Genomic DNA, 25,190 nt, shown 5'->3' with positions numbered 1-25,190 from the left:
GTTGCCGCAAGCCTTGATTTCGTATTATGAATCAGGGCTTTTTGGTTTCAATGGCATTTCTTTAGTAGTTTACACATCCAAGACGTGGATAAGATTTACAAAATGACACATAGATTTCTAAACTTACTAGGCATTGATAAGCTTACTAGCATACCTTGCTTTGATACACATAAAAACACCATAAGCGACCAGTCCCAATGCAATTACAATGAGTACAGTATTGCCAAAAGTTCCTTTTAGGAATTCAAATGCCTGCTTTTTTCCTGCCATATCTGTGCTGCCTTCAGAAATAATACCTCTAAATATGAGATATACTGTAATCCCAATAACAATAGCTCGTGCGGTAAATCCTATTTCTCCAGAACGAACCAATAGTTTTTGAGCCTTGCGGTCCAGCCCCGCTTCTTTAATCTTGTCACGGAAACCTCCAGAATAGGCTTGATAGAGTTGATAGATTGCTTTCCCCAACAATCCTAGGGCTACAAGGACCAAAAGAATTTTTCCGGCAGTGCTTTGAAAGATAGCGCTCCAACTGTTTCCACTGCTACTCGAACCGGCATCTGTAATGATCTTAATGGCAGAATAGGCTAGAAAAGCATAAAAGACTCCGCTAAAAAAATAGGCAATTCGTTTTATAATTCCTTTGGCATCTGTTCCGTTATTTTCAGAATCTGCAAAGACTTGGTAAAATCTCCAAAACACATAACCCACCAGCCCAAAAGCGACAAGGCTCAATAATACCTGTCCGTAAGATTGCTTTGCCAAATATTCAAGTGCCCCAGAACTCCCCGTCTGTTTCCCTCCCATTCCTAACGCTGTCATGGCCGTAAGACCTCCAATTAATATATAGACCACGCCTTTGGTGGCGATTCCAAATCTTGCAAACTTTTCTCTTTTATCACTCATATTGTTTTTTTTATAGTTAATAATTAAAATACTAATTTTTTAAAAAACAATGGTTTAGGTTCACACGGATTTAACTATTTAAGAACATTTCATATTATTAAGTTCAATCTACCTCTACCCTCTACATTTCAGAATAAAAATTTAATATACTATTTGTTCGGTTGCTTTTAAAAGCTACAATTAGCGTTTAAGATGTTTTTTACATTTTATTCCGTAATAGAATAATTGAAATTTCAGAGTAAGTCCTACAATCTCTTTAATGAGGTAGCTTTGATATTGCTAAAATTTTAGAAATAATTAACCAAAACTCTTAAAATATTGAGTATTTATTAACGCAATAGGTTTTATGCTGATATTAACTTGCAAATAATTAAAAAACTTAAAACTATATATGATATGAAATTTACTACTACAAAAAAATTAACACTTACATTTTTATTTACATTCGTTCTATCTATTACGATCGCAAGTGCCCAAAGCAATTGTGATATTTACTGTCCAGATGATTTTGCGGTGATTGCAGATTCAAATCTTGAATATGTTGTGGAAGACTACTATGCCTTAGGGTATGTTACTCTCGAGGAATGCGCCAGCGGAGCCGTTGTAACCCAATCCCCTCCTCCAGGTACTGTTATGGATTTAGGAGAATTTGAGGTTGTGATGACTGTTTCTTCTCAAGGGGAAACAGACGATTGCGACTTTGATGTTGCCGTTATCGAGATGCAAACTGGTGATTGTGATTTTGACTGTCCAGAGGACCAAATAGGGACGGCAGATGCTTCCGGAAATTATGAAGTTCCCAATTATGCGACAAATGGCGCATTGATTGTTACAGGAAATTGTGGCAATTTTACTTACATTCAAGAACCCGCAGCTGGAGAAATTGTAAGCGTTGGTACTTATTCAATTGATTTGACGGCAACCAACGAAGCTGGTACAAGTACAACAGGTTGTAATTTTCAATTGGTAGTTGATGAATCTCTCGGTATAGATAGTTTTACGAATAGTACATTCTCAATGTATCCAAACCCTGCGGAAAGCAAAATTACTTTTTCAACGCAAGTAGATAGAGCAACAATTCTTTCGTACTCGGGAAAAGTACTTTCTGAAATACAATCGAGCAACAGCATGAATATTGACAATCTAACCGACGGAATTTATATTCTGAAATTAGAAAAAGATGACACCGTTCTATTAAAGAAAATGGTAAAGAAGTAATTAGAAATTGATACGTTCAGTTGAAATTAAGTTTTCAATACTATATAAAACCAGTTTACAAGAAATTGTAAACTGGTTTTTTAATGAGTAACTACTATACCGAAAGTTATTCTATTAAACCGCCCTTTGATTGTATCTTTGTCCTAAATAATATTTCACATTTCAACGCAATCTCAATCCTTTTTATGCCTTTTAAAAAATTACATCCTCACTTACAAGAAAAGCTTAAAACGCTAGAGATTACTGCCCCTACTCCATTTCAGAAAAAAAGTATTCCTGTGATCAAAAGTGGTGCGAATGTGTATTGCACAGCTCCAAAAGGAAGCGGAAAAACCACCACACTTGTCCTCACAACCTTACAAAATTTAAAATGTGAAGCCCAAGGAAATTCACCAAGAGCCTTGGTTTTAGTAGAGAACAAAGAAAGAGCGCTAGAACTTTACGATGCGTTTTTAAGTTATACGAGACACACCTCGGTGCGCGTGTATGTGGGTTACGAGCAATTGCATGTGGACGTCCAAAAGTCTGAAATATTTGAAGGTATCGACATCCTTATTTCCACTCCAAAATCGATGAACAAATTGTTTTTGATGAATGGCGTTGCCACCTCCCAACTAAAGATTTTTAGTATTGATGATGCGGCTTTTTTGGTGCAGCAATCTTCATATAATGCAATCATGTCGATAACGCAGAGTATTATTAAATGCCAATATGTACTCTACGCAGAAAAAATGGATCCCAAACTACAACGCTTCGAATCCTATTTTATGGAATATTCAAAGAAAATTTCATTTTAGTCTAGCCAATTTTTTATCTGAAACTTTACAACGTGATGATACCTAAACTCCATTACATTTCTCAAGGAAATTCTCCAAAAGACCATCTTGAAAACATTCAAAAAGCATGTACGAGCGGAGCTGAATTGGTCCAATTACGTTTAAAGATATCTTCAGAAAAAAAGCTTTTAAAATTTGCTACGGAAGCTCGAGAAATCACAGCACATTTTCAAACCAGATTAATCATCAACGACCATTATAAAATTGCCAAAGCAATAAAAGCAGATGGCGTACATTTGGGGCAAACCGACGCCAGTCCTGCTGTGGCAAGGAAATATCTGTATGATTGGCAAATCATTGGCGGCACCGCAAATACCTTACAGGAGTGCGAATTGTTGTTGGACCATCAAGTAAATTACATTAGTTTGGGACCGTTTAGAAATACCAACACAAAGGAAAATACGCCACCGGTTTTGGGGATTAACGGCTACACCGCGATTACTGATATCTTGAAAACCGGCACACCCCTCATTGGCGTGGGCGGCATCACCACCAATGACGTTGTGGATATTTTAAAAACGGGCATTTCTGGCATCGCAGTTTCCGAAGCCATTACCCGCGATTTCAACAATATCAAGACGTTCAACCAATTATTGAATGCTTCTTCAACGGCGGAGCAGCGCTATACGTTTGAGTAGTAATTTCTGTGCTTCGGAAATATGAATTGGGCAATTAATAGGTGTTGTTTACTATTTGTAGTGTCGAGGTTTCTAAAATATATATTTTGGTTTTGCATTAAAATTTCTGCTACCAATCAATAGGAAAATAATCCTTTAAAAATTTACCGCACCAATGTTTACCGGTGTTGATGCCATCGATTAACGGATCCATCACTCTCGCTGCGCCATCCACAATATCCAGCGGTGGTTGAAAATCATGAACTTCGGCTTTCTTTTTTGATAGTTCTGCAGGATCTTCATCTGTAACCCAACCTGTATCTACTGCGTTCATATAAATTCCAGATTTGGCAAACGTTGCCGCACTGGTATGTGTCAACATATTTAAAGCAGCTTTCGCCATATTTGTATGCGGATGTCTGTCTTCTTTTTTAAAGCGGTGGAACTTCCCTTCCATCGCCGAAACATTGATTATGTGTTTTTTACCTGTGTTCTCTTTCATCATCAAATTGGATAACCGATTGCAGAGTACAAAAGGCGCAACGGCATTTACCAGTTGGACTTCAACCATTTCGGTGGTCTCAATTTCGCCCAATTTTAAACGCCAACTGTTTGTTTTTCGCAAGTCCACTTGTTGTAAATCTGCGTCTAATTTCCCCTCTGGGAATACTTCCGAAGTTTGCAACGAGTTATCAAAACTATACGGAATTTGAGACAACTCGGCTGAATTTCGCAATCCAATCCCTGGTTCTGGCCCGTGCCAAGTAACCGGGAGCACATTGTTTTTATTGGTTTTTGACGTAGAAACACTCAAATTTGTTAATTCCTGTAAACAATTGATGTGGTCTTCCAATAAAGGCTGCGCCAATTTTGGCAGTTGATCCACGGGTAATTTTTCATTTTCCATTAAATGGAAATAAAACCCGGAAGGTCTTCGCACGGTTTGAGCCGCATTGTTGATTAAAATATCTAGACGGTCATATTTCTGCTCAATATAATTACAGAAAATTTCAACACTTGGAATATGCCGTAAATCAAGCCCATGAATGTGCAAACGATGACTCCATTGATTGTAATCAACTTCTTTAGAAAAGCGAATGGCAGAGTCTGCCGGAAAACGTGTTGTAGCAACCACGGTAGCTCCAGAGCGTAATAACATTAATGTGATATGGTAGCCAATTTTTAATCTTGAACCAGTAATTACAGCGACTTGCCCTTTTAAATCGGTTGTTTGAAAACGTTTTGCATAGTTTAAATCGCCACATTCGGTACACATGGAATCGTAAAAGTGATGCAGTTTTGTGTACATCGTTTTGCATACGTAACAATTTCGTGGAGATTCCAATTCTAATGTATCTTCAATGGATGCCGCCGCAAGTAACTTGGGAGCTACAAAAAGCGTTGCTTCTCGTGCCGATCTAATTCCCGTAGTCTTTCTTGCGTGCTTGTCCTTAGCAATCATTTTACGCTTTTCAGCTTTCTTCGCATCCTTTTTTCTACGTTTAAATTCGTCACGGCTAGGGCGAGAAAGCATGCCTGAAACCTTTAAAAGCGCCGTTCTTTTTTCTTCGGGAAGGTCGTAGATTTGATTGGTATCAGTAACTAAACGTTTTAAAATGGAAATACAATTATTAATTTCTTTTTCGGAAATTTTATGCGCATTGTCCTTTTTCTGTTGATTTTCAAGCATACTTTTAAAACGTGATTTCGTTTATTTTTTATCTAAAATAAGATTGTAAAAATAAGGATACCACGCTTGCAAATTGCAACAAGTGATTAAATTAAATAAGGTAAATTACGTTTTTACTGTTCTGAAATTTTACATCCTCTCTCCTATTGCAAATTGTTTAATTCCTTGAAGAATTTTGAAAAAGAAAAAGAGGTATGTATTGAAAACCTTTAGAGCACATTACTTAAACAAAGGCAATCATTTTCAACTACTTAAAATTTCCGAAGTCATTAAAAAAGTTTGAAATCACTTCTTTTTTTCGTCGATAAACGTTACCAACGAATTGATGGATTTTACTAAATAATAAATCAATATCGTGATGTTCATCATAAAAAATGGAATGACTAATGTCCATTTTGCACGAACCATCCACCAATACCAAGAAAAGGTTTTTGAGCTATCCAAATTGTCGATAAGATGTAAAAAAAGGAAGTTTTCAATAAGGTCAAAAATTCCTGGGAGAAAACAAATTACAATAACGAGTTTGGAAAAAGGGATTCGCATAGAAGTTTGAAATACGCGATAGGCCGCATAAAACAAGAGCGAATAGCTGATGATAAATACAAAATTAATATACGTATGTAGTCTTGCATTGGGCAATGCGCTTGAAATATTTGTGTTAAATTGTTCCAACGTGGATGAAAATTGAATCGCCATAATATTTGGGATAATTGCGTCTTTGTACCAATAAAATAAACTCCCAATGGCTATCGTGAGTAAAAGCGCGACCCCCCAAAGGCGCGTATTGATAGTTAATTGTGTGTTACTACTGTCCATCTTCTATCATTTTTATACGTATATCCTTGTATTCTTTCCAGTTAAATTGATTGATTTGCTCAATCGCAGCCTCGGCTCCTCTTATAAAAAGGTCTTTTTTAGTTCCTGAATTCATCCAGAAATCCAACCAATTGATGTCTGTCGTATTCACGGTCACTACCCTATTTTTAATTTCTTCATTATCAATTATAAAGTCATTATCGTAAAAATTTCGAAATGTTTTTACGTAGCTCATAATGTATTTCATCAAAGAGTTTTTTTGGCCGTACAGATTTGTTTCAGACTCTATTTTAGGACGTTGCGAGAGTAGTACTCCAAAGGTTGGAAAACTTGGTGGCTTATTACTGGTTCGATGAAATTCCCGAATTGGGAAGTTTGAGAGCATCCCGCCATCCACAAATCTTGCTTTTAATTTCACTTTGTTTTCATTGCTTATTTTTCCGTAGTGGTTGGCATCATTGGGAATAAATGTGTGAAAAATAAAGGGCAAAGACATAGATGCCCTTACAAATGCCGCTGGATGCACGAGCTTAGGGTTTTCCCAATACTCGGCGGCTCTCTTCGGAAATCTAACAATGCGATTATGTGATAAATTTGCCGTGATGATAACTAATTTTGGGTTTTCAACCAGCATTGGTTTTTCGCCCGAAAGTGATTTGAATTTTTCTAAAGCTTCAGGTGCAATTACAGTTTTTTGGTCGGTGTTTGCTTCACTTATGCTAGTATCTGCTTTTGGTTGTTCTTGAGAGAAAACCATTGTCACTGCTTTTTCTTTGAGTGAGGTAGGTTCAGAATTTCTAACGAGTTGTGTTTCTGAAAGACTTTTGTTTAAATCTGCTGTGGTATAGATATTTAGTTTCTTTAAATTATCTTTTACCCAAACCAAAAAAGGTTCACCTGTATTGAGCCCGAAATTTTCTCCAAGCACTTTAGTAAATAAAATATATAACAAGAATATAAATGCCAATATGCTATAAATAGCGATGATGACTGAAAAATAAGCTGAATCTCCGGCGTTCATTTCCGAAGCACCTTTTACCACTATTGACGAAATTTTATACATTCCGTAAATGGTAATGATAGAAAGTAAGCCGATGATAATTGGTAAAAATTTTGAGTTGAAATTTTTGAAAAGTCGTTCTTGCATTTTTCCAACAATCCCTTTTCTATTCATAAAGGAAGAAAAATCCATGTTTGAAACAATGAGCGTTAAAATTTCAGACTTTAAAGCGCCGCGATTATCGGTTGTTTTGATAATTGGGGCTTCTTTGTAAATATCAGCAGAAATGGAAGAAAGAAACAAAGCATTTATGGCTCCAGCACTCGTTCCACCATGACTATAAAACCGAATTCCTATTTTTTCCATTATGTAGCAATAGCCTAATAATGCTATTCCCCACATGCCACCGCCTTGCTGCACCAAATCAATAATGGGTCGTGGTTTTTCTATGGCAGCACCATCTTTATTGTAGGTTTTTTCAATAATCGTAGCATCGGAAATCCATTTGATGTCAATCTCGCCGTCTTCATTTATTTTGTCTTTTAGAGTAAGCTCAGGATTGAGGATAGCCTTAATTAAAACCGCATCTGCGGCATCAAAATAGGTCTTTGCCGTGTTTTTATCTTCCTCTGAAAAATTAAAATTATCAATCATAAAGTAAGCAGTTTTTATGTTAGTTTAACGGAGTTATTTCTTATTAAAATGTTTCGCTTGAACCTTAAATAGATTAGAATCAAACTTTTTACTTCAATAGAAAAAATGATTAAATCTTAGTGAGTAAAATAAAACCAAGAGTCTAAAAAAGACTTGAGCAATAAGTAAATTGGGGAAGATGAACTACTATATTTCAAGTAGTTAAGCCAAATGTAATTAAAAAAAATGATTTACTATTAACCGTATAATATTTACTTCAAGCTTGAAGAAAAAGCTTACAAATTGTTAAAACACCTTAGGAATAATGGTCTTGTGTATGATTTCGTTGTGTGTTTCATCAGCTAGATTAGTAAACTAAAACGAACCAGAGGAAATTCCGAAGGAATTTCCAAGTAGGCTAGAACTAGCAATGAATTATACATGGTTGTGTTGTTAGTGCTTATTCCCTTTCCTTCGTTCCATTCTTAAACCTCTTTCTTTTAAGAAGTCATTTATGTCTATACACTTGATTCCGTTTTTTTCCGCTATCGCTGGAATTTTATTCGGTTTAGTTTTACTTTCATTAGTAATCAAGACGTAATCATGAGTTTTACAGTAGCCAAGTAAATATGGGTCAGCCTCCTCTTTACCTTGAGATTGTTTTTTTGCGTCTAAAAATCCAGTATTGAATTCTTCGTTAATTATTGGGATTGAAGCAGTAATAGAAGCAGTATCGGTTTTGTGAACGAAATGTTTTTTCCATTTCTTTATCCATTTTTTTAAAAAGTCTTCTTTGCCTTCATAACTATTAATTTCATCTTCAACAAAATCAATAGTTCTAAAACATCCTGTTGGAATTAAATCTTCAATTTCTTCCCAAATAGCTTTAAAAACTTGATTATCATATTTATATGTGTATTCAAGCATAATTAAAGCACTCGTATCTACAACATAAATAGTTTCATTCTCGTAAAAATTTATTTCCATTTATCGAGAATTTAATAGTTCACGAGTTTTTGGAATATAAGAAAGTTTAATACCTAAAAAATCAGATAAATCTTTAATGTCAATTCGGTTTTTATCGTATGCCGAAAATGCAAGAGAAATGTAACTTCTACCTTTTTCTTTTATTGTTTCTTTTGCAATATTTCTTCCCTCTGGATTTTTTGAAAGACCAAAAGATGGTTTATTCCAAACTTCATGTTTTTCCTTATAATATTTTGAAGTAGTTAACTTGTGAGTTAATAATGAGCGTAAAATAGCTAAAGGTCCTACATGAAAAATATTAGACAACTTTATCAAATCCTTTTTAGACCAAATTTTATTCTTTGCTGACCTGTAACTTTCAACGATTTGATTAGAAAGTAATTCTGCGGTTGGAACTAATATTTCTGCCGCAAAAGCATTACACCATTTTTCAATTTCACTTACAGTTTTTATTGATAAGTCACAAAGTCCTCCAGTATTTAAAATAACATGTCCTAACTCATGAAAAAGAGTAAAGATTTTTGAAGTTGGTTTTTCTCCTCCTCTTTTAATTCCTATGATTGGTATTTCTTCATCTACAATTGAAAACCCTCTTAATTTATCTTGGGTTAAACTCATTTGAAATACTGCTACACCAAGCGATTCTACTTTCTCAATATAAGCATCAAGAATATCATTCATGTTATCCAATTCTCTAACCTCATTAAGGTTTAAATCAAATCGTATTTTTTGAGCTATACCTGCAATTGAGGTTTCAGTTGTAGCAGAATATGGAAATTTAGTTATCGATATTCCTGCTTCATTTTTTAGTTCAATTAAAGATTGAGTAAATGCTCTTGCTTTTCGGACAGCTAAAATCGTCTTTTCATGAAAATTTCCTATTTCTTTAGAATCAATTGTTCTTCTGTCTTTAGGAAGTAGTTTTTCTTTGGGTGGTTCCAGCAATAGCAAAATGGCTAAAGTTCTTTTGTAAGTCTTTGCTAAAAGCTTCAATTCGTCTAAATCGGGATGCTTTTCTCCACTTTCAAGTTGATTTAGGCGTCGTATATTAATTCCAGTTTTTTCTACAACGTAGTTTTTTGTTTGAGCAATAGATTCTCTTGCCCAAATCAAAACTTCATTATTTACTGATATTTTATCTTTTTCCGCCATTCAGTCAAATCTACAAATTTCGATTTAAACGAAAAGATTTTTTTGGTATTAGCTACAACAAAAAAATAAAAGCCCTTTTGGGCTGTTATTTTAATATATAAATTTCATAAAATAACTTTCTATCGAATGGGTAATTTTATATTTGAGGGATATTTTTTAGAATGGTGTACCTTGTTTTGAGCCACAACAGCTTCAGACTCATCATAATTATCTCCACCTGTATTTAGGTTTCTAGCAAAACGTGGAAAATTACTACTCGAGATTTCGATTCTAATTTTATGTCCTCTCTCAAAATAGTTGCTTGTGGACATAGGTGTTAGTTTTAATTTATACACCTCCCCTTTTTCCATAAAAACTTCTTTATCATATCCATCTCTGTAACGCACACGTTGGATGGTTTCATCAAGATTATAAGCAGTCCCGTCAGGATATACGTCAATTAATTTTATGGTAAAATCGGTATCTTTTGCGTTGGATGAAACGTATAATTCTGTTTCGATAAAACCACTGATTTCAACTCCCTCGGTTAATGCTTCGGTTGTGTAGACTAAAATATCTGCACGCTCTTCCATTTCTTGTTGGTCAAAAGCGCCTCCCTCAACTGCATTTCCTGTACAGCACACATTTCCGCCTAAAGACATCACAGGATTCATTGGGTCATAAACAAAGGTGTCTGGATTGTCTTTTTCCGCTTCTTTGGTGCTCAATGTTCCAGAGCCGATTAATGAATTTGCATTTCCGGTACTATTTAAATAATACGTAGTCATTTTTGAATCTGCCGGGGGCCATTGCTCTGCAGCTTGCCATTTATTGCTACCCATAGTGTAGTATTGCACACGTGGGGTTTTTTCCTTAAAATCTGTTTTTTCACCTTTTAACCAAAAGTCAAACCAGTTATAAATTTGTTCTTCGTAGTTGAGACGTGCATCTCCAACACTTCGTTCGCCAACCATAGTGTTTTCGGTAGCTCGCGTGTAGCGACAATGTAATGTGGGTGCAATAACGAGGTATTGATTTTCTCTAATTTCGGCATCTTTTGCATTTTTCCTTACGTGATTGAACAATGCAAGATTGGGTGTAATTGAAACGTCATACCAAGAAGCAAACCAAAAGCTAGGAACACCAAAATCCATATCATCATGATACAAGCCGCCCTCAAACCATGCTGGGTCATTGGGTTTGCGGCGCACCATTTTGTCAAAAATCTCATGCTTCCCATTGATGTTTTTTAAAATATCTTGAATGGGTAAATGACTCAACGCTTCCTTCATATCTATGGGAGGATTTTCTGGTGCCAAGTCATAAAAACGTGAAATTCTTATCAAATCCTCCTGCGTAGCACCTGCAGGAATTCTAGGTTTAAATTTGTCCTGCTCAACTCCATACAACCAAGAAAAGAACAATAGTTGCTCTACACCACCACGATACCAGTTTCCCTGTTCCATGATATCTCCCACACGGCCTACTCCTGCTCCAAATCCCTGAGGAACCATTGCAGCGTGTGATGGATGGTCTAACGCGGCTACAGCCATTTGCCACTCGGCTGTTGAAGAACAACCTATAGTTCCTATTTTTCCGTTGGACCACGATTGGTCTTTCATCCATGAAAATGCATCATAGCCATCGGTTAATGGAACTCCAAGAATGTCCCAATTTCCTTCGGAAAAGTAACGTCCCCTTTCATTTTGTACTACAAAAGCATATCCTCTTTTTACCACCTCATACGCTTGCTCTGCGGTGCGAGTTTTTTGTTCGCCGTCACCCCAAGAGTTAAAATTATAGGGGGTACGTGAAAAGATGATAGGGACTTTTTCAGTTCCTTTGGGTCTGTAAATATCTGTTGCTAAACGTATTCCGTCACGCATGGGCATCATCACCTTTTGGTCAACAACGGCGATTTCGGCTAGCTTTTTAAAGATGTCTTCTTTGTCTTTTTCTTGCTCTTGGGCTTGAAATGTGTGACAAATAAAAAGAAAGAGTAACAATGAAATACTTTGGAAATGCTTCATATAAAAGGTGTTTTGTTTTGGAATTTTAAAGTTACAGAAAATGATGCATCAGCACCAAGCTGTTTGATGTGTTTTATATTTCCGAAGAAAAGCGAAGATTTATTTTAAGAGAACAGTTAACTAATTATGCAACCGTCATTTTTTGTTGCAAATTAAAAACAATAAACTCTGCAGGGTGTGTGATGGCTACACCGACTGATACTATCATTTTTCCTTCTTGAATATCAATGTTTGTCATCGTGGCGCCAAGACCAACTTGCACAAAATAAGCGTGCTCGGGCTTTGCTCCGGCCAAGGCTCCTTCTCGCCATAATGATGTAAGAAAATTTGAAGTCATTGATTTCACTTTTAGCCAAGTATTTGCGTCATTTGGTTCAAAAACAAAAACGTTTAAGGTCTCTTTGATAGATTATTCAATCATCATAATCGTTCTGCGTACGTTGATATAACGCCAATCATTACTGTTGCCATCAAGTGTTCTAGCTCCCCAAACGAGTATTCCTCTTCCGGGAAAATTCCGTATCGCATTTATAGATTTTCCATTGGCTGCATCTACATTTAAATTTGCTTGATCTTCATTTGAAATTTGAACGGAAAGCTTTACAACCGAATTAAGCGAAGTATTTGCAGGTGCTTTCCAAACTCCGTCTGTGGCATCTACCATCGTATAGACTCCTACCATAGCCGCTGATGGCGGTAGTAAATTAAACACCAGACAAACTGCTTTGATTAAATCAACATACATGGGACTAACCGCTACTAAACCCTCATGAATTTTTTGCGTCATTCTTTTAGTTAATTTATCTACTTTCAAAGCATCATTAATAAGAGAAGTAGCTTCTTTTGATTTTAAAATTTTTGATAAATCACTTAAAGAAAGGTCTATGTTTTCAAAGGTTATTTTTTCATTATCTATAATGTTTGTGTGCAGCCATGGTTAATATACTGCTCCATATTCAAGATTTTCTGTGCCGGTACTTTCTCTAAAACGTTGAATGACATCGCCATCTCCAGAACCTGGATTTTGAAATCCGTTATGGATGTCGATGATTGCAAATCTGTTTCTCAACTGCGCACAATGAGCAAGCATTTTTTTGTATACGGAATAGCAATCCATAGAAAGAAGTGTCACAGCATCTGGGCATACTACTAATGTGGGTTCATTAACGTTGAGTAAACTTTGTATTCCGTTTTCTATAGCCGACCTTTTAATCTCAACGCCATTAGATTTTCCTTTATAATTTCCTACGGAAATGATAAAACACGTGCCACCGCCGTTTTCATAAAAGAGTTTTACACTCTTATACATCATAAAGCAATGACCCGTTTTATAGTTTAAAGCTTTAGTTTCACCATTGAAATTAATAGTATGTCTATCAGGTTTTTGAGTGTCGACAGAAATAGTGCTGATTGTGCACTTAGCTTTAAAATTACCACCAAATACAGCTTGATATTCTAAAAAAGAACTGATTTTAGTAGGTATATTTTTAATAGAGTTTTCGCCATTAACAGCCTTTTTTGTGTATCCAATAAATGCAGGTATTGCCGTTTCAACTTGTGCAATACTTGTTGGAAATGCAGAAACTTCCTCAACATACACACCCGGTGTTCTGTAAACTTTTGCCATAATTTTATTAGCTTAGAAAATTATAGTTTAAAGATATTAGTCTTTATGTAAACAACTAATAATCAATACATAAAATTTTTTATCTAATTGTTTAACTACACTTATGACCATAAAAAAAGGATAGATTCATACAATCTATCCTTTCTGTTAATTTATAAAGAGGAAATAACTTCTCTTCGGAAATGTGACTTTTAAATAAAAGGTTCTTTAAATCGTTCAAAATGGCATGTGTAGCCATTTGGGATTCTTACTAAATAATCTTGATGCTCGGGCTCTGCAGCCCAAAATGTTGAGTACGGCTCTAAAGTTGTTACAACGTTTCCTTCCCATTTATTTGAAGCATCCACAATCTTTATCACCTCTTCTGAAATTTTTTTTTCTTCCTCATTCTGAAAAAATATAGCCGAACGATAACTGGATCCTTTGTCGTTACCTTGTTGGTCAATTGTTGTCGGATTATGAATTCTAAAAAAATAATCTAAAATCTTTTTAAAAGAAGTCTGTTCTGGATTGTATGTTAGTTCAATTCCTTCGGCGTGACCGGGATGATTTCTATAGGTGGGATTTTCATTTTCTCCACCAATATATCCTACTTCAGTATCAACGATTCCTTGTTGGGTTCTAAAAAGGTCTTCCATCCCCCAAAAACAACCTCCTGCTATATATGCTTTTTTATTTGTGCTCATCTATTTTAATTTTATTGTTCATTATCACTACATTTTTTAGAAAATCGATTACTCTTTCTTCTGGCATCTCACATGGTTTTAAAAGGTTTTTGGTTTTGGTACTATAATAATTCAAGCTTATAAAATCTTTACCGCCAAGTTCTTTACCATAAATTTTAAGAGACTTTCCTTGATTAAAAATGTTTTTGGTTATGCCATATTTCCTATCCCTAAACATTCCTTCTGAGAAGCCTTCTGGAATAGTATTCATTTTTTCAATCAATGATTTTTTCACTTTATTAAACCTTTCAGAAAGTAATCCTTTTTTCTAATGAAATTAATCTATTCGCTAAGTCGTATTTAGAATGATTAGATTACTATTTAAACCTAAAAAAACTGTTACAGAAGATTTTTAAAAATCCTTTGTAACAGTGTTTCTATAATTTATAAAGAATAAGCTATTTTTCTAGCTTTACTTTAACTGCGTTCATACCTCTCTGTCCTTTTTCAAGTTCAAAAGATACTTTGTTGCCTTCAGTAATTTCATCAATCAATCCGCTAACGTGACAAAAATACTTTTCTTGATTTGCATTGTCAACGATAAAGCCAAATCCTTTTGAAGTATCAAAAAAACTAACCGTACCAATACGTACTGGATTGAATTTGTCTTCGTCTGAGTCTTCTTTCGGCGGAATTCCAAGGACTATATCCTCGGCTTCAATTTCTACTTTTTGAGATGGGTCTGGTGGAGTATCTACTAAATTTCCATTAAAGTCTACATATGCAAACTCAATGCCTGTGCTTCCGTTCTCTTCCTTATCAAGCTTGCGGGCTTCCATCTTTTTCCGCTTGTCTTCACGTTTTTTTAAACGTTTCTTTTCTTTTTCACTTTTACCAAATGTTTGTTGGGATCTTGCCATTAATTTTTTTAATCTATGTTTTAGTTATTATATGCTCTAAAGATACGAAATTTTCAAGAATTTTATTTCTTATTTTTCATTGCCTTAGATTGGTCATCCTTAGGTGCAACCATTTTAGTTTGGTTCAAATGGTGTGCCAACAATTTTTCGATCAACTCATCTTTGGTAAGATGGTGAAATATTGTCTTAATATCAGTTTTAAAAGCTTCGCTTATATTTTGGTTTGGTTTTGTCTTAAAAATTTGTTTTGCCCACAACTTGGTATTGTTTTCTTCAATGGCACGGGCGTCCCCTTTTAGTATTTCAGTAAAGGAAATCCCCAGTTCTTTTTCTAAATCTGGAATATCTGCTACTTCTTCTTGCTGAATGACACTTAAAGACAAACCTTTCGCTCCTGCCCTAGCCGTACGCCCACTTCTGTGTACATAAGCGTCATAGGTATCCGGTAAATGATACTGGATTACATATTCAATTTCTTTTACATCAATACCACGTGCAGCAAGGTCAGTCGCCACAAGAATATTAATGTGCCCTTCTCTAAACTGCCCCATAATTCTATCGCGAATTCCTTGAGACAAACTCCCGTGCAATGCTCCAGATGAAAATTTATGGATAGCCAAATTTTTAGCCAATTTATTAACCGCCGCCTTCGTCTTACAAAAAATAATACCACGTTGCCCTTCTTTGGTACCTAAAAAAAGCATTAATACTTCGAGCTTTTCTTCTGGAGCGACTACTATAAATTGGTGGTCGATGCCTTGATGACCTAAGGTCGCCATGTCAACTTCAATATTCACAACCTTTTTTGCAAGATAATTTTGCACTAGTTGTTTTATTTCGCCATTTAATGTTGCGGTAAATAAAAAGGTACGACGTTTTTTGGGCATCACCTTCACAATAGTATCAAGACTATCTTTTAAAATAGATACCATTTCGTCTGCTTCGTCAACCACAAGATATGCGGCATTGCTAATCCCCACGGCTTTTCGCTCCATCAAATCTATCAAACGACCCGGAGTTGCAACAATAATATGCGTAGGTTCTTTAAGACGTTCTATCTGAGGCTTAATTGGGATGCCTCCGCAAATGGATGCAATTGAAATCGCTGGAATATTCGCGGCGAAATCTGATAAATTTTTATGAATTTGTTGTCCCAATTCCCTTGTTGGGGCAAGAACAACAACTTGTATATCATTATTAGTAACATCTACTAATTGCAACAATGGCAATCCAAAAGCAGCTGTTTTTCCGGTTCCGGTTTTAGCGATACCAACAACATCTTCTTTTTGATTTAATATGATAGCAATAACCTTGGATTGAATATCTGTTGGCACAGAAATATCCATCGTATTTAAAGCCTTTATAAGTGCTGAGTCAATGCCTAAATTTTTAAAAGTAGTTGCCATAAATAGTGTTTGGTATGCTTCTGAAATATTAAATATTATGCTTCTTGTAGTATTCTTTTTGACTTACGGTAAGTGTATTTTGGATAAATACTTCGTTTTGCAAATCGGTTTAAATTTCCTGCATTTATCATTTTTTGATATACAGGTTTAGTCACTCCAAAATATTCATACGTAGCTCCATCAGTAAACGTGATTTCTAAAAGCATTCCTTTATGGCGATAATCTGCAATGGCCGAATTTGTGATGGTATTTTTGTATTCGGGCAAGTTCTTTTCCTTAGTTTCTGGTGCCATGCTAACTAAAAAGTGGTAACCGTCTATAATTCTACGGCTCTGTATTTCAGCTTCTTCTTGACGTTCGTCACCCGCTTGAAATTTATCCGGGTGCCATTCTTTTACTAAATTTCTATATGCCTTTTTAAGAGGTTGAAGTTCGATTTCTTTTTCAACTCCAAATAATTTCTTGTATTCGTGTATGCGCTTCATTTTCAGTGATTTTAATAGGGCGCGAAATTACTTCTTTTTAATGGATAACTATTCAATAGTAAGGAATATTAAAAAGTATAGACTTCTAAAGGGTTTCAATTGAATATGAGTGAAATTTTACCAATGAATTAACATATACATTAAATTATCTAGAATATTTTTATAAAATATATGTTTAATGTGATTTCTATTTCGAGCTCCGATAACTCTATGAGACCTATTTGATTTAAAAACAAGATTAGATATCTTTACAAAAAAGAATTTTCATGCCATCATCTCATCAAGATAATACCGAAAGAGAGCTCCAAGTTATCAAGAGTACTTTTGAAAACAACAATGAACTTTCGTATGATATATTTCAGCAAATGCCAATTGGAATTTGTATAACAGACCCTAAAGGTTATTTTACCGATGTTAATACCACATATTGCGACATATATGGATATACAAAAGATGAACTTTTAGGAAAACCTTTTCTAACTGTTGTTCCAGAAGAAAGTCACGGAGTATTAAAAAAAATGCACGATGATTTTATGCAGCGAGAATATGAGCTTCAAGGAAAATGGTCTGTAAAAAATAAGCAGCAAGAAGTTTTTGAAATCATTACAAATGCTGCCTTCCTCTATGACGAAAAAACGGAGCAAAAACGTAAAATGACTTTGGTCGTAAAAGCCAAAGAATTAGAACTTACTATCCAGCGACTAAAAACGACTATTGATATTCTTGAAAATAAAATAGAAACACAAGATATTGCTAACCGACTGGCTGAGCACGATATGCGAAACCGAATAGGTTCTATGGTTTCTATCGCGGATATTTTATCAAAATCTGATTTGGATGAAACACAATTAAAATGGGTGCGCATGCTCAAGGATATTGGTAACGATACTTTGAATTTGCTTACATCTGCTAAAGACTACGCCCAAATGGAGCGTGGAAATTATAAGCCGAACATATCAAAATTTGATGTTCTTGAAGTAATCGCGACCACTACTAGCGAATTAAAAGATCTAATTGAAGAAAAAGAAGCTTCTTTTGAATTGCTCCATAACGGAAATCAAGTGGAGCCTGAGGAGGATACTTTGGCTATGCAAGGAGACAAATTTTATATTCAACATCTATTTCAAAATTTACTTCGAAATGCTCTTGAAGCTTCTCCCAAAGGACATACTGTTACAATTTCAATCGAAACAAATAATGTATTTGTTATACATATTAAAAACACAGGAGTAATTCCTCAAAAAATGCGAAGCAACTTTTTTGATAAATATACTAGCGAAGGAAAAGATAGAGGAACCGGCTTGGGTACCTATATAGCAAAGATGATTGCCGAAATCCATCAAGGAAACTTGACATTTCTTACTGGAAAAGAAAATACAACAACATTAATCCTTAACTTACCAAAAACAATTTTAGTTTAAAATTTCTAACCTCAACCTTTCTTGTTGTTTCGGCGCCAAATAAAATAGAATATCGCGATGCAGATGGGTAGAATTATAAATACAATCAAATCAAATGGATTTGAAAAGTCGAGTTGATTGCTGTCACCTGGATTTGGTGTTCCCGAAGGAATTTGTATAAACATATTAAGAATTTTTATTTTAATTTAAGATACATAATTTCTTTCAAAAATTAAAAGAGCCCGTCAAAATTGACGGGCTCTTTTTGAAAATTATATGGATACGTTTAGATAACGGTTACGTTCACTGCATTTAATCCTTTGTTTCCTTCTTTCAGTTCAAATGATACTTCGTCGCCTTCTCTAATCTCGTCGATCAATCCGGTTACGTGTACAAAATGATCTTTCTCAACGCCTTCTTCGGTGATGAATCCAAAACCTTTGGTTTCGTTGAAAAATTTTACTGTTCCTTTACTCATTGTAATTTTAATTTAAATATTAATTACAAAGTGGTTTGCAACTAGTGTGCCACTAATTTAAACAGTACCCAACAAATCTGTCATTACGTTAATATTGTTAGGTAATCTACCTACGTTTTGGAGTTTTAGAGCAGCTAATTTTAAGGCAATATTTAAACATTTTGTCAAAGGATATTCTCTAAGATAAGCAAAAAGAAAGCCGCTCCAGAAAGCATCTCCAGCTCCGGTTGCGTCCATAACCTCATTGATTTTTATAGCTGGTAATGTAATTCTATCTTTATTTTTTTCTGAAAGTATAACGCCATTTTTACCTAACGTCAAGCAAACAACTGAAACACCGCTTTTATGGAAAAAATCAAAAATTTCATCATGTGAAACTTTTCGGGCAAATAGTCTATCCATGTCGTCCTCGCTAATCTTTACCAATGGGTCAAAGGCGCAAAACTCTTGAATTACACTACTGGCCTCTACTCTATTAGGCCAAATTTTTTCAGAAAAGTTTACATCAATACTTAACTTTTTACCAAGTTTAAAAGCTTCTTTGGCTTTTTTTAAGATGGTGTTGCGAGCAGGATTTCTGCTAAGAGCAAAGCACGTCGTATGGAATATAGATGCCTCTTGTAATAATTTTGTTGGTATTTGTACTTCCTCAATAAAGCAATCCGCTTCTCTGTAAGGAATAAACTCTGGAGTTTCTACACTACGTGAAATAATAATGGTGCTGGTAGGTATATCCTTAGATTTTTTAATAAAGCTCGTGTCAATATCAATTTCCTGAATACGTTCAAATACATACTCACCAAAACCATCATCACCTACCGTTGCCACTAATGCGGGATGCAATCCCAAACGAGCTAAATTCATTGCAACATTTGTGGGAGAACCTCCCAAATACCTATGATAATCTCTGGTTTCATTAATGCCCACGCCATATTCATGACCTATAAAATCGACTAAAGCTTCACCCACACAAATGATATCTATTTTTTTATCTTTTTTCAAACTAACAATCTTTTTCCGGTTATGTATCCTTTTAATAATAATTGTCCTGCGGCACTCCAAGTACATTCTTTTACGCCTATTGCTTTGCCGGTTTTCGAATTAAAATTTTCGTAAAAGCCATTATCTTCAACAGCGTTTAAAATTTCAATTTCTTTTAAAATTTCTTCTGAAATATTAATTGAATTTCCCATCACTGCCATTCCGTAAAATGCGTTTACCATTTGCCACGTGCCTCCATTATGGAATTCATACGGATGATTTCTAAACTCATAGGCACAATTATCTTTTAGTAATTCCCATTGCGTTTGTCCCGGAACGATGGGTTCCCAAAAGGCAGGAATTAGTTGTAAAGGCAATGATTTCCGAAGCGTTTCAGAATATGAAATGACACGTTCTTGAAAATTATTTTCACCCACACCAAGTAATAATGCGAGCGAATTTCCGAAGCCATCATACATCGTTTGGTACCCAGAAGGTGTAATTGATGCCATCCAATAATCATGATTTTTTAATTCCTTATACGCGCGTGGATGATATGGTTTTTCTGTAGTTCCTCTTTTGTAATTATCTTCAATTTTTTGAGTAACCTTTTTAATTTTTTCTGAAGTCTTTTCTGAAATTTCCAAAGCTACATAACAGCGTAATGCCCACAAACGCAGGAGTTGATCATATAAAATATGACCTTCTGTAATATACTCATCTGCCCAATTTCCTGAGCGCGGTACGTAGATTAAATCTTTGTCATTAAACTCCCAACCCTGTAATAACTGCAAACCTTTGTTAATACTAGGGATTGCTTCTTTGAAAAATGTTTTGTCTTTGGTTATAGAAGCATAATTACAAACCCCAATGATATACCATGAAATGGTATCTACTCTTCCAGCGAGACCACCATAGCTTACCTGAGGATTTCCAACTTCGTCATAATATACATTTGAAGGGATATGCCCCATCTCATTTTGATGCTTCATTAAAGTAAGCAACGTTTTTTTAAATGTTGCAATAAGTGTTTCGTCACCATCAATTAGCGCTGCAAGACCACATATTACTCCATCCCTTGACCACACTCTTTTGTAGTTGGATATGTTATTTGCGCTTGCAAGAAAACCAATGTCTGAACTTGCTTTTCGTAGAATATTTTTTGCGTTATCGTATGATGCTCCTTTCATTTATGCTGATGCATTATTATTATTATTATTATTTGATTTAATCAGCATTGTACAAAAGGCCCCAATGATTAATAATACCCCTGCAAAAGTGATGGCATTTCTAGGGTCGTTATTCAAAAAGTTCTTTAATATATATCCAAATGATAATGTTTGGATAATCATAGGTATTACAATCATCATATTAATGATACCCATATATACACCATAACGTTCTTTAGGAATATTTGATACTACAATTAAATATGGGATGCCCATCATACTCGCCCAACCAATACCAAAACCAGTGATGGCAAAGAATAATAGATTTTTATTTGCAATATGAGGGAATGCTAGAAATCCTATTGCTGTCAATAGTAAACAAACAGCATGCACTTTTTTTGCACTAAATCTTTTGGCAAAACCAACGAGGGCAAAAGCTACTAAAAACGTTACTATGTTATACCAACCGTTTACTAATGCTGTCCAACTTACGGCTTCACTATAAACTTCTTTGTTTACTGGAGTAACATTCCAAACAGATAGCGCGACACTTTTCGAGGCGTTCTGCCAATAACAAAAAAGAGCGTACCATTGAAAAAGATAGACTAAGGCTAATTGCCACATTACTCTAGGCATATCTTTAATGGCTGAAAAAATTTCAACAAGCGGCCCAATCACACTTCTTTTTTCACTTTTCAGCTTAGCTAATTCCTCCGCGGTTGGTGGTATTTCTTTGGTTCTACTGATACTCCACAAAATGGATGCTATCGAACAAAAAGCCCCTAAAAAAAACGAGGCATACACCCATGTGGGCAATGCACCTGTGCTACCAATAATTATTAATGGAAAAATGAAAATAGATAAATTAGCCAAAACCTGTCCTAAGCCCGTAAAAAAGCTTTGCATTTGAAATCCTAATGGTTGTTGCTCGTCGTCTAACTTATCAGCTATCAAAGCTCTATAAGGTTCCATTGCTGTATTGTTACCTACATCTAAAATCCATAACAAACCTGCTGCCATCCATAATGAACTACTGAATGGAAATACAAGTAATGCCAGACTACAGAGTATGGCTCCAATTAAGAAATAAGGCTTTCTTCTACCCAATTTTGGACTCCAAGTTTTATCACTCATAGCGCCAATTATGGGTTGTACGAGTAATCCAGTCACAGGACCTGCAAGGTGTAATATGGGGATTTGATCTGCACTGGCACCTAAAAAATCGTAAATAGGAGTTACTGCACTCTGCTGCAAACCAAAACTATATTGAATTCCAAAGAATCCAACATTCATATTTAATATTTGCCAAAAGCTCAATTTAATTTTACGTGACATCAGGCATGTTTTGGGTTAATCTTTTAATTGAAATTTCGTTTAAAATAGAAATTACTTTTAGTAAAAGAAAAGGATCAATGAAACATCTTACACATTGACCCTTTTCAACTAACACTAACTTAAATATTGGCTAAAAAAAAATTAAAATGCATAGTTAATTCCTAATGAAATTGATCTTCCAGGAACAGGACGTACTCTTAGGTAATTAGTTTGTCCTTCAGTAATACTTCCTTCTTCAGATTCTGTAATTCCTAAACTATCAAAAACGTTATTTGCAGATAAATTTGCAGTCAATCCACTAGTAACTTCATAGTTAATAAAACTATTTACAATTGCAAACCCAGGTAATACAAGTTCATTGCTATCTTGAGCGTATGCTTTTGTTTGACCAATTACACTTACACCAAAACTATGTTGTTTATCATTTCCGAAGTTATAAGAAGGGATAAAGTTATAGATAAAATCTGGTTGTCTTCTTGGAGTGTTTCCTGCGTTGTCACCAGAATCAATTTCAGCATTTGTATACGTAATTCCACCACGAACAAGCAAATTATCAAATCTATAGTTTCCTTCTAGTTCAACACCGATAGACTTGTAGTCATTTTCAATAATTTGTTGCGATGTAGCTTCAAAACCACCTTCTTCGGTTGTCTGTGCATAAAATACAGTTGCATAGATTGAACCGTTAGTAAGACCTCTTTTATATCCAACTTCTGCTTGATTAATAAAATCTAAAGCATTGATTTGATCACCGTCTGTATAATTTAATCCAGAGAATAAAATTCTATCTGCTTTTGCAGAAGCTCCTCTACTGTAACGACCAAATACAGCCTGATTTTCATCTAATAAATAATTTATACCAATTGACGTTGAGAAATAATTATAATCATAATTCACTGTCGTTGGGTTTGCGTTATCTATAGATGCAACGCTTTGTTCTGGAACAGAGATGATTCCGTCACCATTAACATCAACGGCACTTGTTTGAACATTTCCTTCGTCATCTGTTGGAGACCCTGCAAACGTTCCGTCAACTTTACCAATGTCATATCTAAAACTAGCATCAATATTTAAACCTTCAATTGCATCTACTGAAATTGCAAGAAATGGAGCAGATGTATTGTATTGTGTGTCGTAGTTACGTTGACAGCAGTTGCCAAATAACGTTGCCCCATATCCAATAAGTCCATTTTCTGAAACAGAGTTTCCATCTAAATCTGTAGCATTGATAAGCCTTGCGTTATCTCCCGAAGCTTCCAGTAAATAAGAATTCCACAACCAAGACATAGAAACATTTTGTATCGATTTGAAATACCCCAAAGTAACATCCACATTATCAAATTTCTTTGTCAAACGTATGTCATTCATAAAATTATTAAAGTTATTGAGTTCTGTGTCAAACAAAACAACCGGTGTAATTAGAGAATTACCAGGAACAACGCCATCACCATTTGCAAATGTTAAAGAACCGTATTCATTTGCTGCGGCCAAATCTGAAGCAGAAACAACCGAAGCTGGAAAAGGAGAATTGAAACCACCTTTATTAAAAGAAAATCTACCGTTATTTTTAATATTGAAACCGTCGCCTATTTCAAAAGCAGCCTCCATACCTATTGAAGTAGAAATAGGGTTCATTCCATCAGTAACATTAGATCTTCTCAAAGAGTTATCTGCTCCCAATCCTGTATTTTGAGTTAAGAAAGATGTATGTAAGGTTTGATTATTTGCATCAAAGCCTGGAATGTTTTCAAACGTTGGATTATCGTTTGTTCCCGTAACTTGTATTGGATTTGGCAAATAAGCAATCGCTCTATCATTTAAGTATTTCGCATATACTCTTACATAGCCACTTTCAAATTCTTTGGTCATATTAAATTTAAACTGTCCACCATTATTAGCTGTATATCCTGCATCTCTAATTCCTTCCCCTGCTCTATAGAATCCTCCCATATGAAAATATAAATTTTCACCTATTGGAGCACCATATTCAAAATCTGTTCTGAAATTTCCATAATCAAGTCCAAATGATGTTCCTAATGAACCTCCCTCAGTTTTGCCTGTTTTACTGATTAAGTTGATAATTGCTCCTGGCGAATTAGAAGACAGCGTTGATGCTGAACCACCACGTATCGCTTCAATTCTACCTATGTTCGAATCGTATCTGGTAAATATATCCGCCGTTCCAAAAGAAATATCTCCAAAAAGCAACACGGGCAAACCATCTTCCTGTAATTGAACATACTTAGATCCACCTGACGAAACGGGTACACCACGTACCGCAATGTTTGAATTACCTTCTCCACCAGAAGATTCAGAACGTATACCAGGAATCGTTCTGAAAATTTCTGCCGTTGTTCTCGGTGCCGTTTGTTCTATTGTGCTAGGCTTTAATGAAGTAATAGATACACTTGACTTAATTTTAGATCTTGGATTGGCATTACCTGTTATAATGATGGCATCCAAAGACTCTGCATCACTTTCTAATGCAAAATTTTCAACTACATCACTCCCTGAAATCGTTACAGTTTTCTTTACAGAAGTAAAACCTAGAAAACTAGCTTTTAAAGTATATATACCGTCTTCAACATTTGTAATGGTATAATTTCCATCAAAGTCAGATATGGCACCTTTTGTCGTTTGATCTAAAACAACATTTGCGCCCGGAACAGGCATTCCATCACTGTCTAATACTGATCCAGAGATGCTAGATTGTGCAACCACAACTGAGGATGCAAAAGACAAAAGAAACAATGAAAGTTTCAAAATAGGTAATAATTTTTTCATGGTTGAAATATTAAAAATTAAATTAATTGCTTTATGAATGACAATTTCGAAATTAAGAATATAAAAAAATGACGAT

General features: G+C 35.1%; 25 protein-coding genes. 4 read left to right on the top strand and 21 right to left on the bottom strand.

Annotated elements, in window-relative coordinates; translation table 11 throughout:
* Nucleotides 1–126: 126 nt before the first annotated feature.
* Nucleotides 127–906 carry a DUF1206 domain-containing protein gene (locus ACSHW7_RS06445; protein WP_435678511.1) on the bottom strand — a complete coding sequence of 260 codons (780 nt, stop codon included), beginning with the start codon at nucleotides 904–906 and terminating at the stop codon, nucleotides 127–129.
* A 396-nt stretch (nucleotides 907–1,302) separates the two neighbouring features.
* Between ACSHW7_RS06445 and ACSHW7_RS06440 the strand changes: the two genes are divergently transcribed.
* The 3 genes from ACSHW7_RS06440 (at nucleotide 1,303) to thiE (ending at nucleotide 3,598) form a co-directional block, all read left to right on the top strand.
* Nucleotides 1,303–2,124: a T9SS type A sorting domain-containing protein gene (locus ACSHW7_RS06440; RefSeq protein ID WP_435678510.1), complete on the top strand. Its 822-nt coding sequence runs from the start codon at nucleotides 1,303–1,305 to the stop codon at nucleotides 2,122–2,124.
* Nucleotides 2,125–2,207: 83 nt separating this feature from the next.
* Nucleotides 2,208–2,921, top strand: coding sequence for a DEAD/DEAH box helicase (locus ACSHW7_RS06435; protein ID WP_435678509.1), 714 nt, complete (start codon nucleotides 2,208–2,210; stop codon nucleotides 2,919–2,921).
* A gap of 35 nt (nucleotides 2,922–2,956) precedes the next feature.
* Nucleotides 2,957–3,598 (top strand): thiamine phosphate synthase, encoded by a 642-nt coding sequence (thiE, locus tag ACSHW7_RS06430; protein WP_435678508.1) that lies wholly within the window; start codon nucleotides 2,957–2,959, stop codon nucleotides 3,596–3,598.
* 109 nt (nucleotides 3,599–3,707) lie between these two features.
* Here the strand turns inward: thiE and ACSHW7_RS06425 are convergent, their stop codons facing one another.
* The 14 genes from ACSHW7_RS06425 to ACSHW7_RS06360 all read right to left on the bottom strand — a co-directional run bounded on the left by ACSHW7_RS06425 (nucleotide 3,708) and on the right by ACSHW7_RS06360 (nucleotide 16,967).
* Nucleotides 3,708–5,267 carry an SDR family NAD(P)-dependent oxidoreductase gene (locus ACSHW7_RS06425; RefSeq protein ID WP_435678507.1) on the bottom strand — a complete coding sequence of 520 codons (1,560 nt, stop codon included), beginning with the start codon at nucleotides 5,265–5,267 and terminating at the stop codon, nucleotides 3,708–3,710.
* A gap of 285 nt (nucleotides 5,268–5,552) precedes the next feature.
* Complete coding sequence (locus ACSHW7_RS06420) at nucleotides 5,553–6,083, bottom strand: hypothetical protein (protein WP_435678506.1); 531 nt, start codon at nucleotides 6,081–6,083, stop codon at nucleotides 5,553–5,555.
* Nucleotides 6,073–7,737 carry a patatin-like phospholipase family protein gene (locus tag ACSHW7_RS06415; protein ID WP_435678505.1) on the bottom strand — a complete coding sequence of 555 codons (1,665 nt, stop codon included), beginning with the start codon at nucleotides 7,735–7,737 and terminating at the stop codon, nucleotides 6,073–6,075. Before ACSHW7_RS06415 ends, ACSHW7_RS06420 begins: the two co-directional genes overlap by 11 nt.
* Before the next feature lie 432 nt (nucleotides 7,738–8,169).
* Nucleotides 8,170–8,703 (bottom strand): DUF4411 family protein, encoded by a 534-nt coding sequence (locus tag ACSHW7_RS06410; protein WP_435678504.1) that lies wholly within the window; start codon nucleotides 8,701–8,703, stop codon nucleotides 8,170–8,172.
* Nucleotides 8,704–9,855, bottom strand: coding sequence for an ImmA/IrrE family metallo-endopeptidase (locus ACSHW7_RS06405; protein ID WP_435678503.1), 1,152 nt, complete (start codon nucleotides 9,853–9,855; stop codon nucleotides 8,704–8,706).
* A 119-nt stretch (nucleotides 9,856–9,974) separates the two neighbouring features.
* Nucleotides 9,975–11,864: a CocE/NonD family hydrolase gene (locus tag ACSHW7_RS06400; protein WP_435678502.1), complete on the bottom strand. Its 1,890-nt coding sequence runs from the start codon at nucleotides 11,862–11,864 to the stop codon at nucleotides 9,975–9,977.
* A 124-nt stretch (nucleotides 11,865–11,988) separates the two neighbouring features.
* The gene (locus tag ACSHW7_RS06395; RefSeq protein ID WP_435678709.1) at nucleotides 11,989–12,270 is read right to left on the bottom strand and encodes a phage tail sheath C-terminal domain-containing protein; all 282 of its coding nucleotides are present in this window, start codon (nucleotides 12,268–12,270) and stop codon (nucleotides 11,989–11,991) included.
* A gap of 3 nt (nucleotides 12,271–12,273) precedes the next feature.
* A complete protein-coding gene (locus ACSHW7_RS06390; protein ID WP_435678501.1) occupies nucleotides 12,274–12,651 on the bottom strand; it encodes a phage tail sheath subtilisin-like domain-containing protein in 378 nt (125 codons plus the stop codon).
* A gap of 150 nt (nucleotides 12,652–12,801) precedes the next feature.
* Nucleotides 12,802–13,491 carry a hypothetical protein gene (locus tag ACSHW7_RS06385; RefSeq protein ID WP_435678500.1) on the bottom strand — a complete coding sequence of 230 codons (690 nt, stop codon included), beginning with the start codon at nucleotides 13,489–13,491 and terminating at the stop codon, nucleotides 12,802–12,804.
* 191 nt (nucleotides 13,492–13,682) lie between these two features.
* A complete protein-coding gene (gene msrA / locus ACSHW7_RS06380) occupies nucleotides 13,683–14,177 on the bottom strand; it encodes a peptide-methionine (S)-S-oxide reductase MsrA (RefSeq protein WP_435678499.1) in 495 nt (164 codons plus the stop codon).
* Nucleotides 14,164–14,427, bottom strand: a complete 264-nt coding sequence (locus ACSHW7_RS06375; protein WP_435678498.1) for a peptide methionine sulfoxide reductase — start codon at nucleotides 14,425–14,427, stop codon at nucleotides 14,164–14,166. The genes msrA and ACSHW7_RS06375 overlap by 14 nt, the downstream gene beginning before the upstream one ends.
* Nucleotides 14,428–14,614: 187 nt before the next feature.
* Entirely contained in the window at nucleotides 14,615–15,076 is a 462-nt protein-coding gene (locus tag ACSHW7_RS06370) for a cold-shock protein (protein ID WP_435678497.1), read from the bottom strand.
* A 62-nt stretch (nucleotides 15,077–15,138) separates the two neighbouring features.
* The gene (locus ACSHW7_RS06365) at nucleotides 15,139–16,482 is read right to left on the bottom strand and encodes a DEAD/DEAH box helicase (protein WP_435678496.1); all 1,344 of its coding nucleotides are present in this window, start codon (nucleotides 16,480–16,482) and stop codon (nucleotides 15,139–15,141) included.
* Nucleotides 16,483–16,517: 35 nt separating this feature from the next.
* Nucleotides 16,518–16,967, bottom strand: coding sequence for a KTSC domain-containing protein (locus ACSHW7_RS06360; protein ID WP_435678495.1), 450 nt, complete (start codon nucleotides 16,965–16,967; stop codon nucleotides 16,518–16,520).
* A 266-nt stretch (nucleotides 16,968–17,233) separates the two neighbouring features.
* Between ACSHW7_RS06360 and ACSHW7_RS06355 the strand changes: the two genes are divergently transcribed.
* Nucleotides 17,234–18,388 (top strand): sensor histidine kinase, encoded by a 1,155-nt coding sequence (locus tag ACSHW7_RS06355; RefSeq protein ID WP_435678494.1) that lies wholly within the window; start codon nucleotides 17,234–17,236, stop codon nucleotides 18,386–18,388.
* A gap of 11 nt (nucleotides 18,389–18,399) precedes the next feature.
* Here the strand turns inward: ACSHW7_RS06355 and ACSHW7_RS06350 are convergent, their stop codons facing one another.
* From ACSHW7_RS06350 to ACSHW7_RS06325, 6 genes are all read right to left on the bottom strand, one after another.
* Entirely contained in the window at nucleotides 18,400–18,552 is a 153-nt protein-coding gene (locus tag ACSHW7_RS06350; protein ID WP_435678493.1) for an adenylosuccinate synthetase, read from the bottom strand.
* Between the two features lie 101 nt (nucleotides 18,553–18,653).
* Nucleotides 18,654–18,845: a cold-shock protein gene (locus ACSHW7_RS06345; RefSeq protein WP_435678492.1), complete on the bottom strand. Its 192-nt coding sequence runs from the start codon at nucleotides 18,843–18,845 to the stop codon at nucleotides 18,654–18,656.
* A 57-nt stretch (nucleotides 18,846–18,902) separates the two neighbouring features.
* Nucleotides 18,903–19,847, bottom strand: a complete 945-nt coding sequence (locus ACSHW7_RS06340) for a carbohydrate kinase family protein (protein ID WP_435678491.1) — start codon at nucleotides 19,845–19,847, stop codon at nucleotides 18,903–18,905.
* A complete protein-coding gene (locus ACSHW7_RS06335; protein ID WP_435678490.1) occupies nucleotides 19,844–21,016 on the bottom strand; it encodes a glycoside hydrolase 100 family protein in 1,173 nt (390 codons plus the stop codon). The genes ACSHW7_RS06340 and ACSHW7_RS06335 overlap by 4 nt, the downstream gene beginning before the upstream one ends.
* Nucleotides 21,017–22,330 (bottom strand): MFS transporter, encoded by a 1,314-nt coding sequence (locus ACSHW7_RS06330; protein WP_435678489.1) that lies wholly within the window; start codon nucleotides 22,328–22,330, stop codon nucleotides 21,017–21,019.
* 141 nt (nucleotides 22,331–22,471) lie between these two features.
* Nucleotides 22,472–25,114 carry a TonB-dependent receptor domain-containing protein gene (locus tag ACSHW7_RS06325; protein ID WP_435678488.1) on the bottom strand — a complete coding sequence of 881 codons (2,643 nt, stop codon included), beginning with the start codon at nucleotides 25,112–25,114 and terminating at the stop codon, nucleotides 22,472–22,474.
* Between the last annotated feature and the right edge of the window lie 76 nt (nucleotides 25,115–25,190).

The sequence above is a fragment of the Patiriisocius sp. genome (assembly GCF_051252435.1).
In the GTDB taxonomy this organism is placed as follows: Bacteria; Bacteroidota; Bacteroidia; order Flavobacteriales; family Flavobacteriaceae; genus Patiriisocius.
Note: the sequence above shows the minus strand (reverse complement) of the source record. Positions and strands in the feature narration are given on the sequence as shown.

What these genes read in the sequence shown, in the direction of transcription:
- ACSHW7_RS06445 (WP_435678511.1), bottom strand. Translation starts at nt 906, where the DNA reads ATGAGTGATAAAAGAGAAAAGTTTGCAAGATTTGGAATCGCCACCAAA.
- ACSHW7_RS06440 (WP_435678510.1), top strand. Translation starts at nt 1,303, where the DNA reads ATGAAATTTACTACTACAAAAAAATTAACACTTACATTTTTATTTACA.
- ACSHW7_RS06435 (WP_435678509.1), top strand. Translation starts at nt 2,208, where the DNA reads ATGAGTAACTACTATACCGAAAGTTATTCTATTAAACCGCCCTTTGAT.
- thiE (WP_435678508.1), top strand. Translation starts at nt 2,957, where the DNA reads ATGATACCTAAACTCCATTACATTTCTCAAGGAAATTCTCCAAAAGAC.
- ACSHW7_RS06425 (WP_435678507.1), bottom strand. Translation starts at nt 5,267, where the DNA reads ATGCTTGAAAATCAACAGAAAAAGGACAATGCGCATAAAATTTCCGAA.
- ACSHW7_RS06420 (WP_435678506.1), bottom strand. Translation starts at nt 6,083, where the DNA reads ATGGACAGTAGTAACACACAATTAACTATCAATACGCGCCTTTGGGGG.
- ACSHW7_RS06415 (WP_435678505.1), bottom strand. Translation starts at nt 7,737, where the DNA reads ATGATTGATAATTTTAATTTTTCAGAGGAAGATAAAAACACGGCAAAG.
- ACSHW7_RS06410 (WP_435678504.1), bottom strand. Translation starts at nt 8,703, where the DNA reads ATGGAAATAAATTTTTACGAGAATGAAACTATTTATGTTGTAGATACG.
- ACSHW7_RS06405 (WP_435678503.1), bottom strand. Translation starts at nt 9,855, where the DNA reads ATGGCGGAAAAAGATAAAATATCAGTAAATAATGAAGTTTTGATTTGG.
- ACSHW7_RS06400 (WP_435678502.1), bottom strand. Translation starts at nt 11,864, where the DNA reads ATGAAGCATTTCCAAAGTATTTCATTGTTACTCTTTCTTTTTATTTGT.
- ACSHW7_RS06390 (WP_435678501.1), bottom strand. Translation starts at nt 12,651, where the DNA reads ATGACGCAAAAAATTCATGAGGGTTTAGTAGCGGTTAGTCCCATGTAT.
- ACSHW7_RS06385 (WP_435678500.1), bottom strand. Translation starts at nt 13,491, where the DNA reads ATGGCAAAAGTTTACAGAACACCGGGTGTGTATGTTGAGGAAGTTTCT.
- msrA (WP_435678499.1), bottom strand. Translation starts at nt 14,177, where the DNA reads ATGAGCACAAATAAAAAAGCATATATAGCAGGAGGTTGTTTTTGGGGG.
- ACSHW7_RS06375 (WP_435678498.1), bottom strand. Translation starts at nt 14,427, where the DNA reads ATGAATACTATTCCAGAAGGCTTCTCAGAAGGAATGTTTAGGGATAGG.
- ACSHW7_RS06370 (WP_435678497.1), bottom strand. Translation starts at nt 15,076, where the DNA reads ATGGCAAGATCCCAACAAACATTTGGTAAAAGTGAAAAAGAAAAGAAA.
- ACSHW7_RS06365 (WP_435678496.1), bottom strand. Translation starts at nt 16,482, where the DNA reads ATGGCAACTACTTTTAAAAATTTAGGCATTGACTCAGCACTTATAAAG.
- ACSHW7_RS06360 (WP_435678495.1), bottom strand. Translation starts at nt 16,967, where the DNA reads ATGAAGCGCATACACGAATACAAGAAATTATTTGGAGTTGAAAAAGAA.
- ACSHW7_RS06355 (WP_435678494.1), top strand. Translation starts at nt 17,234, where the DNA reads ATGCCATCATCTCATCAAGATAATACCGAAAGAGAGCTCCAAGTTATC.
- ACSHW7_RS06350 (WP_435678493.1), bottom strand. Translation starts at nt 18,552, where the DNA reads ATGTTTATACAAATTCCTTCGGGAACACCAAATCCAGGTGACAGCAAT.
- ACSHW7_RS06345 (WP_435678492.1), bottom strand. Translation starts at nt 18,845, where the DNA reads ATGAGTAAAGGAACAGTAAAATTTTTCAACGAAACCAAAGGTTTTGGA.
- ACSHW7_RS06335 (WP_435678490.1), bottom strand. Translation starts at nt 21,016, where the DNA reads ATGAAAGGAGCATCATACGATAACGCAAAAAATATTCTACGAAAAGCA.
- ACSHW7_RS06330 (WP_435678489.1), bottom strand. Translation starts at nt 22,330, where the DNA reads ATGTCACGTAAAATTAAATTGAGCTTTTGGCAAATATTAAATATGAAT.
- ACSHW7_RS06325 (WP_435678488.1), bottom strand. Translation starts at nt 25,114, where the DNA reads ATGAAAAAATTATTACCTATTTTGAAACTTTCATTGTTTCTTTTGTCT.